16 protein-coding genes are annotated in these 16,613 nt (G+C 72.9%); 13 read left to right on the top strand and 3 right to left on the bottom strand.

Going from position 1 to position 16,613, the window contains the following annotated elements; genetic code table 11:
- The first annotated feature begins 252 nt into the window (after window positions 1-252).
- Complete coding sequence (locus KMS84_RS04275; RefSeq protein WP_256914663.1) at window positions 253-1,296, top strand: LacI family DNA-binding transcriptional regulator; 1,044 nt, start codon at window positions 253-255, stop codon at window positions 1,294-1,296.
- Window positions 1,297-1,462: 166 nt separating this feature from the next.
- On the opposite strand, the gene KMS84_RS04270 is transcribed toward KMS84_RS04275, so the two are convergent.
- Complete coding sequence (locus KMS84_RS04270) at window positions 1,463-2,392, bottom strand: isocitrate lyase/PEP mutase family protein (RefSeq protein WP_256914662.1); 930 nt, start codon at window positions 2,390-2,392, stop codon at window positions 1,463-1,465.
- A 330-nt stretch (window positions 2,393-2,722) separates the two neighbouring features.
- Between KMS84_RS04270 and KMS84_RS04265 the strand changes: the two genes are divergently transcribed.
- Window positions 2,723-3,118, top strand: a complete 396-nt coding sequence (locus KMS84_RS04265) for a VOC family protein (RefSeq protein WP_256914661.1) — start codon at window positions 2,723-2,725, stop codon at window positions 3,116-3,118.
- A gap of 56 nt (window positions 3,119-3,174) precedes the next feature.
- On the opposite strand, the gene KMS84_RS04260 is transcribed toward KMS84_RS04265, so the two are convergent.
- The gene (locus KMS84_RS04260) at window positions 3,175-3,885 is read right to left on the bottom strand and encodes an AraC family transcriptional regulator (RefSeq protein ID WP_256914660.1); all 711 of its coding nucleotides are present in this window, start codon (window positions 3,883-3,885) and stop codon (window positions 3,175-3,177) included.
- Window positions 3,886-4,032: 147 nt separating this feature from the next.
- Entirely contained in the window at window positions 4,033-5,250 is a 1,218-nt protein-coding gene (locus KMS84_RS04255) for a YihY/virulence factor BrkB family protein (protein WP_256914659.1), read from the bottom strand.
- A 123-nt stretch (window positions 5,251-5,373) separates the two neighbouring features.
- Here KMS84_RS04255 and KMS84_RS04250 point away from each other — a divergent pair, with 123 nt between their 5' ends.
- The 11 genes from KMS84_RS04250 (at window position 5,374) to KMS84_RS04200 (ending at window position 16,527) form a co-directional block, all read left to right on the top strand.
- Entirely contained in the window at window positions 5,374-7,023 is a 1,650-nt protein-coding gene (locus tag KMS84_RS04250) for an acyl-CoA dehydrogenase family protein (protein ID WP_256914658.1), read from the top strand.
- A gap of 332 nt (window positions 7,024-7,355) precedes the next feature.
- Window positions 7,356-8,642 carry a helix-turn-helix domain-containing protein gene (locus tag KMS84_RS04245; RefSeq protein WP_256914657.1) on the top strand — a complete coding sequence of 429 codons (1,287 nt, stop codon included), beginning with the start codon at window positions 7,356-7,358 and terminating at the stop codon, window positions 8,640-8,642.
- 156 nt (window positions 8,643-8,798) lie between these two features.
- Window positions 8,799-10,121, top strand: a complete 1,323-nt coding sequence (locus KMS84_RS04240) for a hypothetical protein (RefSeq protein WP_256914656.1) — start codon at window positions 8,799-8,801, stop codon at window positions 10,119-10,121.
- Between the two features lie 17 nt (window positions 10,122-10,138).
- Window positions 10,139-10,711 carry a GNAT family N-acetyltransferase gene (locus KMS84_RS04235; protein ID WP_256914655.1) on the top strand — a complete coding sequence of 191 codons (573 nt, stop codon included), beginning with the start codon at window positions 10,139-10,141 and terminating at the stop codon, window positions 10,709-10,711.
- A 53-nt stretch (window positions 10,712-10,764) separates the two neighbouring features.
- Entirely contained in the window at window positions 10,765-11,058 is a 294-nt protein-coding gene (locus KMS84_RS43435; protein ID WP_256914654.1) for a hypothetical protein, read from the top strand.
- Window positions 11,059-11,072: 14 nt separating this feature from the next.
- A complete protein-coding gene (locus tag KMS84_RS04225; RefSeq protein ID WP_256914653.1) occupies window positions 11,073-12,770 on the top strand; it encodes a nitrite/sulfite reductase in 1,698 nt (565 codons plus the stop codon).
- Complete coding sequence (locus KMS84_RS04220) at window positions 12,767-12,955, top strand: hypothetical protein (RefSeq protein WP_256914652.1); 189 nt, start codon at window positions 12,767-12,769, stop codon at window positions 12,953-12,955. The genes KMS84_RS04225 and KMS84_RS04220 overlap by 4 nt, the downstream gene beginning before the upstream one ends.
- Window positions 12,952-13,662 carry a phosphoadenylyl-sulfate reductase gene (locus KMS84_RS04215; RefSeq protein ID WP_256914651.1) on the top strand — a complete coding sequence of 237 codons (711 nt, stop codon included), beginning with the start codon at window positions 12,952-12,954 and terminating at the stop codon, window positions 13,660-13,662. The genes KMS84_RS04220 and KMS84_RS04215 overlap by 4 nt, the downstream gene beginning before the upstream one ends.
- 5 nt (window positions 13,663-13,667) lie before the next feature.
- The gene (cysC, locus tag KMS84_RS04210; protein WP_256914650.1) at window positions 13,668-14,255 is read left to right on the top strand and encodes an adenylyl-sulfate kinase; all 588 of its coding nucleotides are present in this window, start codon (window positions 13,668-13,670) and stop codon (window positions 14,253-14,255) included.
- A complete protein-coding gene (gene cysD / locus KMS84_RS04205) occupies window positions 14,252-15,190 on the top strand; it encodes a sulfate adenylyltransferase subunit CysD (RefSeq protein ID WP_256914649.1) in 939 nt (312 codons plus the stop codon). Before cysC ends, cysD begins: the two co-directional genes overlap by 4 nt.
- Before the next feature lie 2 nt (window positions 15,191-15,192).
- Window positions 15,193-16,527 carry a sulfate adenylyltransferase subunit 1 gene (locus tag KMS84_RS04200; protein ID WP_256914648.1) on the top strand — a complete coding sequence of 445 codons (1,335 nt, stop codon included), beginning with the start codon at window positions 15,193-15,195 and terminating at the stop codon, window positions 16,525-16,527.
- Window positions 16,528-16,613 lie beyond the last annotated feature (86 nt).

Raw genomic sequence — 16,613 nt, 5'->3', positions numbered from 1 at the left:
CGCCACCGCCCCCGCACCAGCCACCCTCCAGCGGTACGCGCCCGACCCGGGCCGGTCGTCGTGGTGGCGCGCCCGCCCGGACAGGGGGCTTTCCGGACGTCCATGATCCCGCGTCACCCGGCGTCTTCCCGCCGTGCCGGGGCACCCCTAGGATAGCAAGCGCTTTCTGCGAGCGGTCGCCCCGACGGCGGGCCCTCGCGGCGCTGGTCGAACTTTCGCTGGCCCTCGGGCGGGCCGGAGAGGTGGTTCCGCATGGTGCGCACGGCGGGTGCGGGCGTGGCGGCCGGGCCGACCCTGGCGGTCGTGGCCCGTGAGGCGGGCGTGTCCGTCCCGACCGCGTCCAAGGTGGTCAACGGGCGGGAGGACGTCGCTCCCGAGACCCGGCGCCGTGTGACGGAGGCGCTGGACCGGCTCGGATACGTGCGCCGGCCCCGGTTCGACGCGTCCAAGCCGCCCCGGCTGGTGGACCTCGTCGTGCACTCGCTGGACGACTCGCGGTCCGGCGCGGTCCTGCGGGGCGTCGAGGAGGCGGCGCACGAAGCGGGGCTGGACCTCGTCGTCTCCGCCGCCCTCTCCCGCACCCCCGCCGGACGCCCGCGACGGGGGTGGCTGGACCGGCTGACCGTGCGAGGCTCGGCAGGGGTCCTGTTCGATCTCGCGGAGCTGACGCGGTCCCAGTACGCCTGGCTGGCGCAGCACCGCATCCCGTTCGTGATGATCGATCCCGTTCTGGAGCCCCCCGCCGGGGTCGTGTCGACGGGCGCGGCGAACTGGCAGGGCGGGGTGACGGCGACCGAACACCTGCTGGCCCTCGGTCACGAGCGGATCGCCGTGATCACCGGGCCGAGCCGGAGGATGTGCAGCGGCGCCCGGGTCGCCGGCTACCGCTCCGCGCTGGCCGCGGCCGGCCTCGCGCAGCACCCCGAGTACGTCCGCGACGGCGGCTTCGACGAGGCCCTCGCCCACCGGCGCACACACGAGCTCCTGGACCTGGCCGTGCCGCCGACGGCCGTCTTCGTCTGCTCCGACCGCATGGCCCTGGGCGCCTACCGGGCCCTGGCGGAGCGGGGGTTACGGATTCCGCACGACGTCAGCGTGGTCGGTTTCGACGACCTGCCCGAGTCCCGCTGGACCACCCCCGCGCTGACCACGGTCCGCCAGCCGCTCGCGGAGACGGCGGCGACCGCGCTGCGCCTGCTGGTGCGGATGATGGACGGGGAGCGGCCGGAGGGCACGCGGACCGAACTGTCGACCCGGCTCGTGCAGCGCTCCAGCGCCGCACCTCCGCGGCTCTGACGCCTCAGGCCCTTCATCACCCAGGCCGCTCGCCGCTCCGGCGCGGCCCCGCACCCGGGCTCCCGCCTGTCCGCACCCCACACTGCACACCCCGGCTCCCCCGGTCGCCCGCGCGCCCATTCCGCGCCCCGCGTCCCCCGCCCGGAACGCGTCGCGGGCCGCAGGGTCACCGGCCCGCGGACACCGCCTCGGCCGTCGGTTCCTGCGCGGTGTGCCCGCCCGTCGTGTCCGGCCGGTGGACGGGGTTCTCCGGCGCCGGGCGGCGGTGCGCGATGTTGGCCTCCAGGAGCCGGGTCGCGGTCGCCACCCCCACCCCGTTCGCCGCGTCGGACGCGGGCAGCCGTCCGTCCGTCCGCTTCAGGTCCGCGAGGGCCGAGTGCATCGCCTCGTGGGCCGCGAACAGACAGGGGGTGCTGTAGATCGCCACGTCCACACCGAGGTCGGACAGCTCGCCGAGGGACAGCCGGGGCGACTTGCCGCCGGCGATCTGGTTGAACAGCAGCGGCTTGTCGCCGACCACGGCACGGATCCGGCGGATCCACTCCACGCTGCGGACGCCGTCGACCAGGACGACGTCCGCGTCGGTGGCGGCGAGCGCCTCCGCGCGGTGGAGGATGTCCTTCTCGTCCGTGGCGTCCGTGCGGGCGACCACGACCAGGTCCGCGCGGGTCGCCAGCACCATGTCCAGCTTGGCGAGGTACTCGTGCAACGGCAGCACCTGCTTGCCGTCCGCGTGCCCGCAGCGGCGCGGCCGCTTCTGGTCCTCCAGGATGACGCCGGAGGCGCCGATGCGCTCCAGCCCCTCCACCACGTGGCAGGCGACCTCCGGGTCGACGTACCCGTCGTCGATGTCCACGAGCAGGTGGTGCCGTGGGAACGCGCCCCGCAACCGCTGCACGAAGGCCATCATGTCCGGCCAGGCGATGAAGCCGATGTCCGGCAGCCCGTAGTAGGAGGCCGCGAATCCGAATCCCGAGACGAACATCCCGTCGTAGTGCTGTGCCGCGATCGACGCCGAGTACATGTCGTACACGCCGATCAGCGGATTCGTCCCGGGGCCGGCGATACGCTCGCGCAGTCTGGTCCCGTAGGTCACGGTGGGGCTCCTCCTGGATGGCCTCTTCCGGTACGTCTTTCCGGAAGGGCGATTCGGAACAGGTTTCCGAGACAAGAGGATCGCCGTGCGCGCGGCGGACGCCGTCCGCCGCGCGGCCCCCGGTCACCCCGATGGCGCAAGCGGTTCACCGAAGAAACGTCACTTGTCCGGCGCGGCACGGGCCGCCCACAGGAGCCCGCCGCGCAGATGAGCGAGGAAGTCGGGGTCCCGATCCGCTGGTGTGGTGCCGTGAACGGGGGCGGCCCCTTGGTCGCCGGCGTGTCCGTTTCCTTCAAGACCGGTCGCCCCGGCTCTGCCTACCGTGGCCCCATGAGTGCACGTTTCGATGCCATCGGCCTGGTCGTCTCCGACATGGCCGCCTCCGTCTCCTTCTACCGCCGGCTCGGCTTCGCGTTCGCCGAGGGCGCCGAGGGCGAACCCCACGCAGAGGCCGGGCTGCCCGGCGGGCTGCGGCTGCTGCTCGACACCGAGGACACCGTCCGCTCGTTCCACCCGCGGTGGCGGCCTCCGTCCGGCGGCGCCCGCGCCTCGCTCGCGCTGCGCTGCGACTCGCCCGGCGAGGTCGACACGCTCTACGAGGACCTGGTGGGCGCCGGCCACCCCGGCGAGCTGAGCCCGTTCGACGCCTTCTGGGGCCAGCGGTACGCCATCGTGCTCGACCCCGACGGCAACGGCGTCGACCTGTTCGCGCCGCTGCCCGGGTAGCCGGCCGGGCGAGGACGCGCGCCGCGGACACCCGGCCCCGGGCCCGCGGTGTGCCCTCAGAGCGGTTCGCCCGTCCCGGCCCGTCCGCGCAGGAGTTCTCCCAGGGTCAGACCGGTGAACTCCCGTACGTCGCGCGACAGGTGGGCCTGGTCCGCGTAACCGGACCCCGCCGCCGCCTGCGCGTACGGCAGACCCGAACGGGCCAGGGCCAGCGCCCGTTGCAGACGCAGGATCCGCGCCAGCGTCTTGGGGCCGTAGCCGAAGGCGTTCAGGGACCGTCGGTGCAACTGGCGTGCGCCGAGACCGAGTTCGTCGGCGGTCGCGGCGACGGGACGGCCCGCGGCGAGGGCCGAGACCAGGGCGCGCAGCGCGGGCCCGGGCGGCTCGGCCCGCTCCAGCGCCACCGCCTCCAGTGCGGACGCGGGGTGCGGTGCGGCGGCGATCCGGTCGCTGAGGCGGCGCACCTCGCGCGCCGGCCACAGATCGGCCAACCGCACCCGGCGATCGCGCAGTTCGTGGGCCGGGACGCCGAGGAGGGCGGGCGCGGAGCCGGGGAAGAAACGCAGACCCGACCAGGAGGCCGAGGGGCCTTCGGGGACGTGGGCCCGGGTGTCCGGTCCGGCGACCAGCAGGCTGCCCTCGCTCCACAGGAGGTCCATGCAGCCGTCGGGGAGCACGGGGAGCGCCGGGTGCGCGGCGGCCTGCGTCGACGGGGTGGTCGTCCACACCACCGCACCGCCCAGCCGTGAGGCCCGCTCCGCGTACACGCCCGCCAGCCTACGCCGGACACGGCCCGAGCCGCTGTCCCGCCCGGCCCCGGCCTGCGGCCTTCACCCCGGGCCCCGAGCTCGCTGTCCTGTAGCGCTCGGCCCTCCGGGAAGGCCCGCGCGGGGTCTCGCCGGCCGGGCGGGGGATCACTTCCGCGGAGGTTCCTCCTCCCCGTCCCCGCCTTCTCCGTCGTCCCCGCCATTGGCGCCGTTCGCGCCGTTCGCGCCGTTCGCTTTCGGGGCGCTCTTCACGTGGGCGCGCAGGCGGGCGGTCACGTCCTCCGGCGGGAGGAAGCGCGACCACCTCTCCGGGAACTCGGACGGCATGTCGGGGTCGTCCGGGTCGTCGTCCTCGTGGGCGCGGGCCAGCGCCATGCGGGCGACGTACTCCGCGGCCTCCTCCTGACGCATACGCTCGTTGGCGGCGCGGGCCGCGGCGGTCGCGGCGGCCGGCCAGACGCGGTCGATCGCCGCGTTGACGGCGGCCCCCACCAGCACGGCGAAGGCGGACACCCCGATCCACAGCAGGACGGCCACGGCAGCCGCGAGGGAGCCGTAGATGGTGGCGCCCTCGATCGTGCTCGTCAGGTAGATCCGCAGCAGGAAGCTGCCCAGCACCCACATGGCGAGGGCCACGAGCGCGCCGGGGACGTCCTCGATCCACGGTGACCGCACGGGCACGGAGACGTGGTAGAGCGTGGTCAGGAAGGCCACCGACAGCACGATGACCACCGGCCAGTACAGCACCTGCACGACGGTCGTCGACCACGGCACGATCCGCACCACCGCGTCCGGTCCCGCGACCATCAGCGGCAGCGCGACCGAGCCGATCAGCAGGGCCGCGACGAACAGCAGGAACGCCACCAGCCGCGTCTTGACGATGCCGCGCACGCCGTCGAGGCCGTACATGACGGTGATGGTGTCGATGAAGACGTTCACCGCGCGCGACCCGGACCACAGGGCGAACAGGAAGCCTATGGAGATGACGTCGGGACGGCCGCCCTTCAGCACGTCGTCCAGGATCGGCTGGGCGATCTGCCGCACGCCCTTGTCGGACAGGACCGTGCGCGAGGCCTCGATGAGGTTGGTCTCCAGGCTGGTGATGGTGTCGGTGCCGGTCCAGTCGTCGACGTAGCCGAGCAGGCCGATGAGGCTGAGCAGCAGCGGCGGCACGGACAGCAGCGTGAAGAAGGCGGCTTCGGCGGCGAGTCCGAGGATGCGGTACTCGACGCAGGAATTGACGGTGTCCTTCAACAGCAGCCAGGCGGTCCGCCGCTTGGAGACGTTCCGGTAGAGGGCACGCGCCCGGTGGAGACGCCCGGCGGGGCTCCCGGGTTGCTCGGGTGACTGACTTGCTGGCTGCACGCCCTAAAGGTATCCGCCGTTCGGGGTCGCACTCACCTCCGGCGACGCGGCTTCACCGGGTCGGGGACCGCGGCGCGGTCCCGGGACGGCCATGACCGCCGTACCCGGGGGTAGGTTCGGGCTATGGCAGGCAGCACGCACACCGTGACCAACCAGCCCCCGCCCCTGACCGGGTACGACGTCTACGGCGCCGACCAGGCGCTGGTGGCGGCCGTGGAACGGCATCTCGGTCCGGAGTCGGCCGACGAGGCGCACGGGGAGTTGTCGGCGCTCGGACGGGCGGCCGGATCCGAGCAGGTGCAGGAGTGGGCGGCGCAGGCCGACGGGCACCCGCCGGTCCTGCGCACGCACGACCGCCACGGCCGCCGCATCGACGAGGTCGACTTCCACCCGGCCTGGCACCGGCTGCTCGGCAAGGGGGTCGGGGCCCGGCTGACGGCCGCCTGGACACGGCCGGGCGGGCATGTGCGGCGGGCGGCCGCGTTCCTGGTGTGGACGCAGGTGGACGCGGGCACCTGCTGTCCGCTGTCCATGACCCACGCCGCGGTGCCCGCGCTGCGCGCCGACCCGGAGCTGGCCGCCGAGTGGGAGCCCCGGCTGACCTCCACGGTCTACGACCGTGAGCTGCGCCCGGCCCCGCTCAAGGCCGGCGCCCTGTTCGGGATGGGGATGACGGAGAAGCAGGGCGGCAGCGACGTCCGGGCGAACACGACCGTCGCCACCGCGCTCGCCGAGGACGGGACGTACGAGCTGACCGGGCACAAGTGGTTCTGCTCGGCTCCGATGTCGGACGGGTTCCTGGTGCTGGCCCAGGCGGGCTCCGCGCGGGACGGGGGCGGGCTCACGTGCTTCCTGGTTCCGCGGGTCCTTCAGGACGGCGCCCGCAACGTCTTCCGTCTCCAGCGGCTCAAGGACAAGCTGGGCAACCGCTCCAACGCCTCCGCCGAGGTCGAGTTCGACGGGACGTGGGCGCGCCGGGTCGGCGAGGAGGGCCGCGGGGTGCGCACCATCATCGACATGGTCGCCGCGACCCGGGTGGACTGCGTCCTCGGGTCGGCCGGGCTGATGCGGCAGGCGGTGGCCCAGGCGATCCATCACTGCACCCACCGCGCGGCGTTCGGCGGGAAGCTGGTCGACAAGCCGTTGATGCGCAACGTGCTGGCCGACCTCGCGGTGGAGTCGGAGGCGGCGACGGCCCTCGCGCTGCGGCTGGCCGCGGCCTACGACGACGGCGGCGAGCAGGAGCGGGCGCTGCTGCGGATCGCGGTGCCGGCGGCCAAGTACTGGGTGACCAAGCGCTGCGCCCCGGTGGCGGTCGAGGCGTCCGAGTGCCTGGGCGGCAACGGATACGTCGAGGAGTCGGGGATGCCCCGGCTGGTGCGCGAGTCGCCGCTGAACTCCGTCTGGGAGGGGGCGGGCAACGTCCAGGCGCTGGACGTGCTGCGGGCCCTGCAACGGGAGCCGCAGGCGCTGAACGCCTACCTGCGGGAGGTGGGCCTGGCGCGCGGGGCCGACCACCGGCTGGACGGCGCGATCAAGGACCTGCTGACGGACCTGGCCGATCTGGACGGCGCCGAGGGGCGGGCCCGGCGGCTGGCGGAGCGGTTCGCACTGGTGCTCCAGGGCGCGCTGCTCGTTCGGTTCGGGCCGCCGGCGGTGGCCGACGCGTTCTGCGCCTCGCGGCTGGGCGGGGACGGCGGCGCGGCCTTCGGCACGCTGCCGCACACCCTGGACCTGGCGTCGGTCGTCGAGCGGGCAGCGCCTCGCCTGTGACGGCTGCGACCTGCGGTGATCCGCGGGGAGGACCGCGGGAGCGGGAAGCGGGGGTGGTGCTGCGCCGACACGGCACCACCCCCGCCGCCTTGGCCCTGCGAGGCCGGCATCGCCGCTCGGGACGGCGTGGCTCAAGTTTCAAACAGTCTGTGGACCTTCACCAGGGTTGCAGAGGGTTGCAACGTGTCGGTGGTTGTGACCGGACTGGGCCCCTCCGGCGCGCGCGGACGGCAAGATGGGGCCTTCAGCAGGACCGGAAACAGTCGACGTCCCCTCTTGACATCCGGTCGTCCGCCCGTGCGCTCCCGGGAGGCCCAGTGGTGATGCCACCGATGAACGTGCCGCAGCTCGCGGCCGTCGACGCCGCGCGGGCGGCACGGGTGCTCAACGAGGTGCGCGACGCCCGGCTGGCCGGTCAGCGGGCGCGCGTGGCGCCGCGCCCGGTGATCGAGCAGTCCTGGGAGCGCATGCTGCGCGGCGGGGTCGACCCCGACCACGACTTCCGGTCCGGTCTGCTCAGCTCCGACGAGGTGCGGCGACGGCGTGAGCAGTCCCCGCTGCGCGAGGTGCTCCCGGTGCTGCGGGAGGGCCTGCTGTCGGTCGCCGACGAGGCCCACCACATCATGGTCGTCGCCGACGAGGAGGGCCGGGTGCTGTGGCGGGAGGGCTGCAACCCGGTGCTGCGCAAGGCGGACGGGCTCGGTTTCGAACTGGGCGCGGACTGGGGCGAGGCCGTGGTCGGCACCAACGGCGTGGGGACGCCCGCGGTGGTGCGCCGGCCCGTGCAGGTCTTCGCCGCCGAGCACTTCGTGCGCTCGCACACGGCCTGGACCTGCGCGGGCGCCCCGATCACCGATCCGCGCACCGGCCGGCTGCTCGGCGTGGTCGACGTCAGCGGACCGCTGGAGACGATGCACCCGGCCACCCTCGCCTGGGTCGACTCGGTGGCGAAGCTCGCCGAGGCCAGGCTGCGCGAGCGGCATCTGGGGGCGCTGGAGCGGTTGCGGGCGGTGGCCGCGCCGGTGCTGGCCCGTCTCGACGGCAGGGCGGCGGCGGTGGACGCGGACGGCTGGACGGCGGCGGTGACCGGGATGCCGTACACGAGCCGGATCGCGCTGCCCAAGTCGCCGTCGCCGGGACGCCGGTGGCTGCCCGCCCTCGGGATGTGCGTGATCGAGCCACTGGCCGGCGGGTGGTTGGTGCGTTCCGTGGACGAGGCCGCCGAGCCGTCGCCGCGCGACGCGACGCGGATCGTGCTGGACCTGGCGCCGGCGGGGCGGTGGTCGGTGGCGGTGTCGGGGACCGCGGGCTCGTGGTCCCGGGAACTCACTCCCCGGCACGCCGAGTTGTTGTATCTGCTGGCCGCGCACCGCGGCGGCCGCAGCGCGGCCGAACTGGCCGGGGACCTGTTCGGCGACCCGGACCGGACGGTGACGGTGCGGGCCGAGATGTCCCGGGTGCGACGGTATCTGGGCGGACTGCTGGAACACCGGCCGTATCGTTTCTGCGAAGGCGCCGAGGTCGAGGTGCGGCTTCCGGCCGATCCGCGGGGCCTGTTGCCCCACTCGACCGCGCCCGCGGTGGTGCGCGACCGGACGCCGGCGCCGGGACCAGGATGACGCGTCGACACCGTCTCGATGACGTCTTCCGCATATTTGCGCAGTCTTCGTCCTGTGCGGGGGCCGACTGCCGTAGCATCCCCTACGGGTCACCCCACCTGCTCCTCGGTCAACGTACGGATCATCAGGCGCAGTTGGCCCGCCTCGGGAGGACGAATGAGACATCGCGGCCGGCACCGCCGGCGTAGGCGAGGCAGGGCACTGCGGGCGTTCCTGTCCGGAACGGCCCTCGCGCTGACCGCCGCCGCCACCATCGTCAGCGCCTCCCAGGCGACGGTCACCCACGACGGGCCGGGACGCCTGAAGCCGCTCACCGCGTCGGCCGGGACCGCGAGCATGCGGCTCACGGAGGACCTGGTCCCCCGGGCCGCTCTCGACCGGCTCGCGGCGGGCATGGGCAAGCCGGTCGGCGTCGGAGCCGTGCTGGACGAGGCCGACCGCACCCTGCGGGACGCGATCGACTGCACGCCGGCCGAGCGCCGGGCCCTGCCGGTGTCCCCCACCGCCGCTCGCGCGTACTGCTGGAACACGGACGACACCCGGGGCTGGCAGCCGGGCGCCGTCACCACGTCGGGGGACGCGGACGACGACGGCGTGTGGGGCGCGAACCGGGTGATCCTCTCGGGCTGGTCGCGCAGCGGGGGAACGAGGGCCGACCACGGGCTGGCCCGCGTCGGCTTCGTCGACGCCGGCGACCTGAACCACCTCTCCTACACCTGGGCGCTGCTGGCCGTCCCGGTCGACGGCGGGCGCGACTACCGGGGACTGGTCTCCCATGTCTCAGGGATGGTCTGGTACCACGACAAGCTCCTGGTCACCGCCGACGACGGGGACCGGGCCGCGCTCTACGTGTACGACATGAACCGCGTCCAGCGCGCCACGGTCGCCGGGGAGGCGGTCGGCCGGGTCGCGGGCGGCTGGTCGGCGCACGGGTACCGCTTCGTGCTGCCCGCCGTCGGCTCCTACGAGCTGGGCGGAGGCTCCGACGCGCCGCGTCCGGCCACGGTCTCCCTGGACCGCAGCACGGCGCCGGACAGCCTGGTGGCCGGTGAATGGACCCTCGGTGACGGCGACCGGGGGGCCCGTCTGTGGCGGTACCCCTTCAGCACGGCTCCCGGACGCACGGGGCTGCTCGCGGCGGACGCGGCCGGGCGGGTGCGCGCCTCGCAGGCGTACGAGACGAAGCTGACCGGCGTGCGGGGCGTCCTCGCCTACCGGGAGCAGTGGTACGTGACCCGCGCCGCCGGTCCGCGCGACCGGCACGGGACGCTGTGGCGCCAGACCGCGGACGCCGGCCGCGAGGACGACCGGGCGAGCGGTTCGGGCGCCGCCGAGTGCGGCTCCGCGCGGACGCACTCCTGCTGGAGCCCGCAGACGGAGTCCCTCTCCTACTGGGAGGCGACCGGCGAGGTCTGGGCCCAGTCGGGCCGCACGCTCTTCGCGCTGCCGCTGGCCTCGATCGACAGAACGACGGAGTAGATGATTTTCTGACGGGCATGGCCAACATCCCCGTGACCACCTGGTCCCTGGAGCAGACGGACCCGACCGACCTCCTCCCGGCCGACGCGCCCGAGGGCGACGTCCGGATCGTCCGCTCCGAGGTCCCCTCCCCCGAGTTCAGCCGTTTCCTGTACGCGTCCGTCGGCGGGGACATCCGCTGGATCGACCGGCTGCGCTGGACGTACGCGCAGTGGGAGGAGCACCTGGCCCGGCCGGGCGTGGAGACCTGGGTCGCCTACGACCGGGGCACTCCGGCGGGGTACGTCGAGATGGAGCCGCAGGACGACGGCGTCGTGGAGATCGTGTACTTCGGCCTGCTGCCGGCCTTCCGCGGTCGGCGGATCGGCGGCCACCTGCTGTCCTACGGCGCCGCCCGGGCCTGGGACCTCGCGGAGCGCTGGCCCGGACTGCCCCAGACCAAGCGGGTGTGGCTGCACACGTGCAGCCTGGACGGCGAGCACGCGAGGGACAACTACCGGCGCCGCGGCTTCAAGCTGTTCGACACCAAGGTCGAGGAGCAGCCCGAGGTGTCCGCGCCGGGCCCGTGGCCAGGGGCGTTCCGGGCCTGAGCGGCCGCCCCTACCTGTTGTGACCTGCGCGGACAAGAGGACGCGCGGCCCATGTGATCGACGACACCCTTGTCTCGCAGAACGAGACAAGGGTGTCCGCATCGCGGACGAAGCTGGACTGTGTCCAGATCGCCGTGACACGCTTTCGCCATGTCCGGAACTGGAATTGCCTTGGTGAGTCGGCGGCACGTCGACCTCGGCCGCATGTCCAGCGCCATCTGTCCGGCGAGCTGACGAGCCCCAGCACCGCCGACGTCTCCGCCAGAGCCTCCTGCCTGCGCAATGCCGCGCACGGTTTTTCCATGCGCCCGTACGCGCAGGTCAGAGCCGCTTCCCGCCTGTCTTGAAGGACGTATCACCCATGGCCGCCACCCCGCAGAACCCTGCCGCCGCGACTCCCCGCCGCAAGGTGAGCCGTCACCGCGGCGAGGGGCAGTGGGCCGCGGGTCACTTCACCCCGCTCAACGGAAACGAACAGGTCAAGAAGGACGACGACGGTCTCAACGTGCGGACACGCATTGAGACGATCTACTCCAAGCGCGGCTTCGACTCGATCGACCCCAGCGACCTGCGCGGCCGGATGCGCTGGTGGGGGCTGTACACCCAGCGCAAGCCCGGGATCGACGGCGGCAAGACCGCGATCCTGGAGCCGGAGGAGCTGGACGACCGGTTCTTCATGCTGCGGGTGCGCATCGACGGCGGGCGGCTGACCACCGAGCAGCTGCGCGTGATCGGCGAGATCTCGCAGGAGTTCGCGCGCGGCACGGCCGACATCACCGACCGGCAGAACGTCCAGTACCACTGGATCCGCATCGAGGACGTGCCGGAGATCTGGAACCGCCTGGAGGCGGTCGGCCTGTCCACCACCGAGGCCTGCGGTGACACCCCCCGCACCATCCTCGGTTCGCCCGTCGCCGGCATCGCCGAGGACGAGATCGTCGACGGCACGCCCGCCGTCGAGGAGATCCACCGCCGCATCGTCGGCAACCCCGCCTTCTCCAACCTGCCGCGCAAGTTCAAGACCGCGGTGTCGGGCTCACCGCTGCTGGACGTGGCGCACGAGATCAACGACGTCGCGTTCGTCGGGGTGCACCACCCCGAGCACGGTCCCGGCTTCGACGTCTGGGTGGGCGGCGGCCTGTCCACGAACCCGAAGATCGGCGTGCGGCTCGGCGCCTGGGTCCCGGTGGACGAGGTCGCGGACGTCCACGAGGGCGTCGTGTCGATCTTCCGCGACTACGGCTACCGGCGGCTGCGCAACCGCGCCCGTCTGAAGTTCCTGGTCGCCGACTGGGGCCCGGAGAAGTTCCGGCAGGTGCTGGAGGACGAGTACCTCCGGCGCAAGCTGGTCGACGGCCCCGCCCCGGAGCAGCCGGTCGAGCGCTGGCGCGACCACGTCGGCGTGCACCGCCAGAAGGACGGGCGCTTCTACGTCGGCTTCGCACCGCGCGTCGGCCGGGTGGACGGCGCCACCCTGACGAAGATCGCCGAGCTCGCCGAGGCGCACGGCTCGGGCCGGGTGCGCACCACCGTCGAGCAGAAGATGATCGTCCTCGACGTCGAGGAGGAGCAGGTCGACTCGCTGGTCGAGGCGCTGGAGGCGCTGGACCTCACCGCCCGGCCCTCCACCTTCCGGCGCGGCACCATGGCCTGCACCGGCATCGAGTACTGCAAGCTCGCCATCGTCGAGACCAAGCAGCGCGGTTCCGCGCTGATCGACGAACTGGAGCGCCGTCTCCCGGAGTTCGACGAGCCGCTCACCATCAACATCAACGGCTGCCCGAACGCCTGTGCCCGCATCCAGGTCGCGGACATCGGCCTCAAGGGCCAGCTGGTCCTGGACGAGCAGGGCCGGCAGGTCGAGGGCTACCAGGTGCACCTGGGCGGCGCGCTCGGGCTGGAAGCCGGCTTCGGCCGCAAGGTCCGCGGGCTGAAGGTCACCTCCGACGAGCTGCCGGACTACGTGGAACGCGTGCTGAAGCGGTTCCAGGACGAGCGCGAGGACGGCGAGCGGTTCGCCGCCTGGGCCGCGCGTGCCACCGAGGAGGCCCTCTCGTGAGCGAGCGCGCAGCCCCCTTCTACTGCCCCTACTGCGGCGACGAGGACCTCCGGCCGAGCGAAGCCGGCGAGGGCGGTCACGGCGCGTGGGAATGCGCGGCGTGCAACCGGGCCTTCCAGCTGAAGTTCCTCGGGCTGCTCGCCCGGGGCGTTCAGCGCACCGAACCGGGAGGGGACCGGATATGACGACCGCTCAGGAAAGCCGCACGGCCGACGAGTTGAAGCAGCTGGCCAAGCAGGCCGGACGCGACCTGGAGGACGCCTCCGCCCTGGAGATCCTCCAGTGGGCGGTGGACACCTTCGGCGCCCGGTTCTGCGTGACGTCCTCGATGGAGGACGCCGTGGTGGCGCACCTCGCGTCCCGCGTCCTCAAGGGCGTGGACGTCGTCTTCCTCGACACCGGCTACCACTTCCCCGAGACCATCGGCACCCGGGACGCGGTGGAGGCCGTGATGGACGTCAACGTCATCACGCTCACCCCGCGCCGGACCGTGGCCGAGCAGGACGCCGAGTACGGGCCCCGGCTCCACGACCGCGACCCCGACCTGTGCTGCAAGCTGCGCAAGGTGCAGCCGCTGGAGGAGGGGCTCGAGGGCTATCAGGCCTGGGCCACCGGTCTGCGGCGCGACGAGTCGCCGACCCGGGCGAACACGCCCGTCGTCGGCTGGGACGAGAAGCGGCGGAAGGTCAAGATCTCCCCTATCGCCCGCTGGACCCAGGACGACGTCGACGCGTACGTGACCGAGCACGGCGTCCTGACCAACCCCCTGCTGATGGACGGCTACGCGTCCGTCGGGTGCGCCCCCTGCACCAGGCGGGTCCTGGAGGGCGAGGACGCGCGCGCCGGCCGCTGGGCGGGCCGGGCGAAGACCGAGTGCGGACTGCACGGCTGACCCCGATGACCACGACCCCCGCGAACACCCCCACTTCTACGAACCGGGAGAACCACGTGACGACCGGAGCCACCGTCTGGCTCACGGGTCTGCCGAGCGCCGGCAAGACCACCATCGCGTACGAGCTGGCCGGCCGGCTGCGCGAGGAGGGCCACCTCGTCGAGGTGCTCGACGGCGACGAGATCCGCGAGTTCATCTCCGCGGGCCTCGGCTTCAGCCGCGAGGACCGGCACGTCAACGTGCAGCGCATCGGATTCCTGGCCGAACTGCTCGCCCGCAACGGCGTGAAGACGCTGGTGCCGGTGATCGCCCCGTATGCCGACAGTCGCGAGGCGGTGCGCAAGCGCCACCAGGAGAGCGGTACCGCCTACCTGGAGGTGCATGTGGCGACCCCCGTCGAGGTGTGCTCGGTGCGGGACGTGAAGGGCCTGTACGCCAAGCAGGCGGCGGGCGAGCTCACCGGCCTCACCGGGGTGGACGACCCCTACGAGGCGCCCGAGACGCCCGACCTGCGGATCGACTCCCAGGAGCAGACCGTGCAGGAGTCCGCGGCGTCGGTGTACGCCCTGCTGAGCGAGAGGGGACTGGCATGACGACGACCGTCGCCCAGGCCGGGGAGGGCACGGTCAGCCCGTACGCCCTGAGCCACCTGGACTCGCTGGAGTCGGAGGCGGTGCACATCTTCCGTGAGGTGGCGGGGGAGTTCGAGCGGCCGGTGATCCTGTTCTCCGGCGGCAAGGACTCGATCGTGATGCTGCATCTGGCGTTGAAGGCGTTCGCGCCGGCCGCGGTGCCGTTCTCCCTGCTGCACGTGGACACCGGGCACAACTTCCCCGAGGTGCTGGAGTACCGCGACCGGGTGGTGGCCGCGCACGGGCTGCGCCTGCACGTGGCGTCGGTGCAGGACTACATCGACCGGGGCGTGCTGAAGGAGCGTGCCGACGGCACGCGCAATCCGTTGCAGACGCTGCCGCTGACGGAGAAGATCCAGGCGGAGCGGTTCGACGCGGTCTTCGGCGGCGGGCGCCGTGACGAGGAGAAGGCCCGGGCGAAGGAGCGGGTGTTCTCGCTGCGCGACGAGTTCTCGCAGTGGGACCCGCGCCGTCAGCGCCCCGAGCTGTGGAACCTGTACAACGGCCGGCACGCGCCCGGGGAGCACGTGCGCGTCTTCCCGCTGTCGAACTGGACCGAGCTGGACGTGTGGCAGTACATCGCCCGCGAACGCATCGACCTTCCGCAGATCTACTTCGCCCACGAGCGCGAGGTGTTCGCCCGCGCCGGCATGTGGCTCACCGCCGGCGAGTGGGGCGGGCCCAAGGACGGCGAGACCGTGGAGAAGCGTCTGGTGCGCTACCGGACCGTCGGCGACATGTCCTGCACCGGCGCGGTCGACTCCGACGCCGTGACGCTGGAGCAGGTCATCACCGAGATCGCCGCCTCCCGGCTGACCGAGCGCGGCGCGACCCGTGCCGACGACAAGATGTCCGAGGCCGCGATGGAAGACCGCAAGCGCGAAGGGTACTTCTAGAGATGAGCACGACCACTTCCGAGGTGCTCTCGGAGACGACCCTGTTGCGGTTCGCCACCGCGGGCTCCGTCGACGACGGCAAGTCCACGCTGGTGGGCAGGCTGCTGCACGACTCCAAGTCGGTCCTCGCGGACCAGTTGGAGGCGGTGGAGCGCGCCTCCGCGAGCCGCGGTCAGGACACGCCCGACCTGGCGCTGCTCACCGACGGGCTGCGCGCCGAGCGCGAGCAGGGCATCACCATCGACGTGGCCTACCGCTACTTCGCCACCCCGCGGCGGCGGTTCATCCTCGCCGACACCCCCGGGCACGTGCAGTACACGCGCAACATGGTCACCGGCGCCTCGACGGCCGAACTGACCGTCATCCTCGTCGACGCCCGCAACGGCGTCGTCGAGCAGACCCGCCGCCACGCCGCCATCGCCGCGCTGCTGCGCGTCCCCCACGTGGTCCTCGCCGTCAACAAGATGGACCTCGTCGACTACCGCGAGGCCGTCTTCGCGGCGATCGCCGAGGAGTTCACCGCCTACGCCGGCGAGCTCGGCGTCCCCGAGGTCACCGCCATCCCGCTCTCCGCCCTCGCCGGAGACAACGTGGTGGACCCCTCCGCCCACATGGACTGGTACGGCGGCCCCACCTTCCTCGAACACCTCGAGACGGTTCCGGTCAGCCACGACCTGGCGCACTGCCACGCGCGGCTGCCCGTGCAGTACGTGATCCGGCCGCAGACCGCCGAGCACCCCGACTACCGGGGATACGCCGGCCAGATCGCGGCGGGCACGTTCCGGGTGGGCCAGCCGGTCACCGTGCTGCCCTCCGGCCGTACGTCGACGATCTCCGGCATCGACCTGCTGGGCGAGTCGGTCGACGCCGCCTGGACGACCCAGTCGGTGACGCTCCTGCTCGCCGACGACATCGACGTCTCACGCGGCGACCTGATCGTGCCCACCAAGGACGCCCCGGCCACCACCCAGGACGTCGAGGCCACCGTCTGCCACGTCGCCGACCAGCCCCTGACCGTCGGTCACCGCGTCCTGATCAAGCACGGCACCCGCACCGTCAAGGCCATCGTCAAGGACATCCCCTCCCGCCTCACCCTCGACGACCTGTCCCTGCACCCGCACCCCGGACACCTCGCCGCCAACGACATCGGCCGGGTGAAGATCCGCACCGCGCAGCCGCTGCCCGTGGACTCCTACGCCGACTCCCGCCGCACCGGCTCCTTCATCCTGATCGACCCGTCCGACGGCACCACCCTCACCGCGGGCATGGTCGGCGAGTCCTTCGCCGCGCCGGAGCCGGTCAAGGACCTGTCCGACGACGACGGTTGGGACTTCTGACCATGAACCCCATGGATGTCTACTCGACGTTCGCGAAGGAGGGCGGCCGTGTCGGCAGCGGCGCCCTCGGGAGCGGGCAGGGCGGG

The organism is Streptomyces hilarionis (assembly GCF_024539675.1).
In the GTDB taxonomy this organism is placed as follows: domain Bacteria; phylum Actinomycetota; class Actinomycetes; order Streptomycetales; family Streptomycetaceae; genus Streptomyces; species Streptomyces hilarionis.
This window is presented reverse-complemented; position numbering and strand designations above follow the sequence as displayed.

What these genes read in the sequence shown, in the direction of transcription:
- KMS84_RS04265 (WP_256914661.1), top strand. Translation starts at nt 2,723, where the DNA reads ATGAGTGCACGTTTCGATGCCATCGGCCTGGTCGTCTCCGACATGGCC.
- KMS84_RS04225 (WP_256914653.1), top strand. Translation starts at nt 11,073, where the DNA reads ATGGCCGCCACCCCGCAGAACCCTGCCGCCGCGACTCCCCGCCGCAAG.
- KMS84_RS04215 (WP_256914651.1), top strand. Translation starts at nt 12,952, where the DNA reads ATGACGACCGCTCAGGAAAGCCGCACGGCCGACGAGTTGAAGCAGCTG.
- KMS84_RS04200 (WP_256914648.1), top strand. Translation starts at nt 15,193, where the DNA reads ATGAGCACGACCACTTCCGAGGTGCTCTCGGAGACGACCCTGTTGCGG.
- KMS84_RS04250 (WP_256914658.1), top strand. Translation starts at nt 5,374, where the DNA reads ATGGCAGGCAGCACGCACACCGTGACCAACCAGCCCCCGCCCCTGACC.
- cysD (WP_256914649.1), top strand. Translation starts at nt 14,252, where the DNA reads ATGACGACGACCGTCGCCCAGGCCGGGGAGGGCACGGTCAGCCCGTAC.
- cysC (WP_256914650.1), top strand. Translation starts at nt 13,668, where the DNA reads ATGACCACGACCCCCGCGAACACCCCCACTTCTACGAACCGGGAGAAC.
- KMS84_RS04275 (WP_256914663.1), top strand. Translation starts at nt 253, where the DNA reads ATGGTGCGCACGGCGGGTGCGGGCGTGGCGGCCGGGCCGACCCTGGCG.
- KMS84_RS04245 (WP_256914657.1), top strand. Translation starts at nt 7,356, where the DNA reads ATGAACGTGCCGCAGCTCGCGGCCGTCGACGCCGCGCGGGCGGCACGG.
- KMS84_RS04235 (WP_256914655.1), top strand. Translation starts at nt 10,139, where the DNA reads ATGGCCAACATCCCCGTGACCACCTGGTCCCTGGAGCAGACGGACCCG.
- KMS84_RS04240 (WP_256914656.1), top strand. Translation starts at nt 8,799, where the DNA reads ATGAGACATCGCGGCCGGCACCGCCGGCGTAGGCGAGGCAGGGCACTG.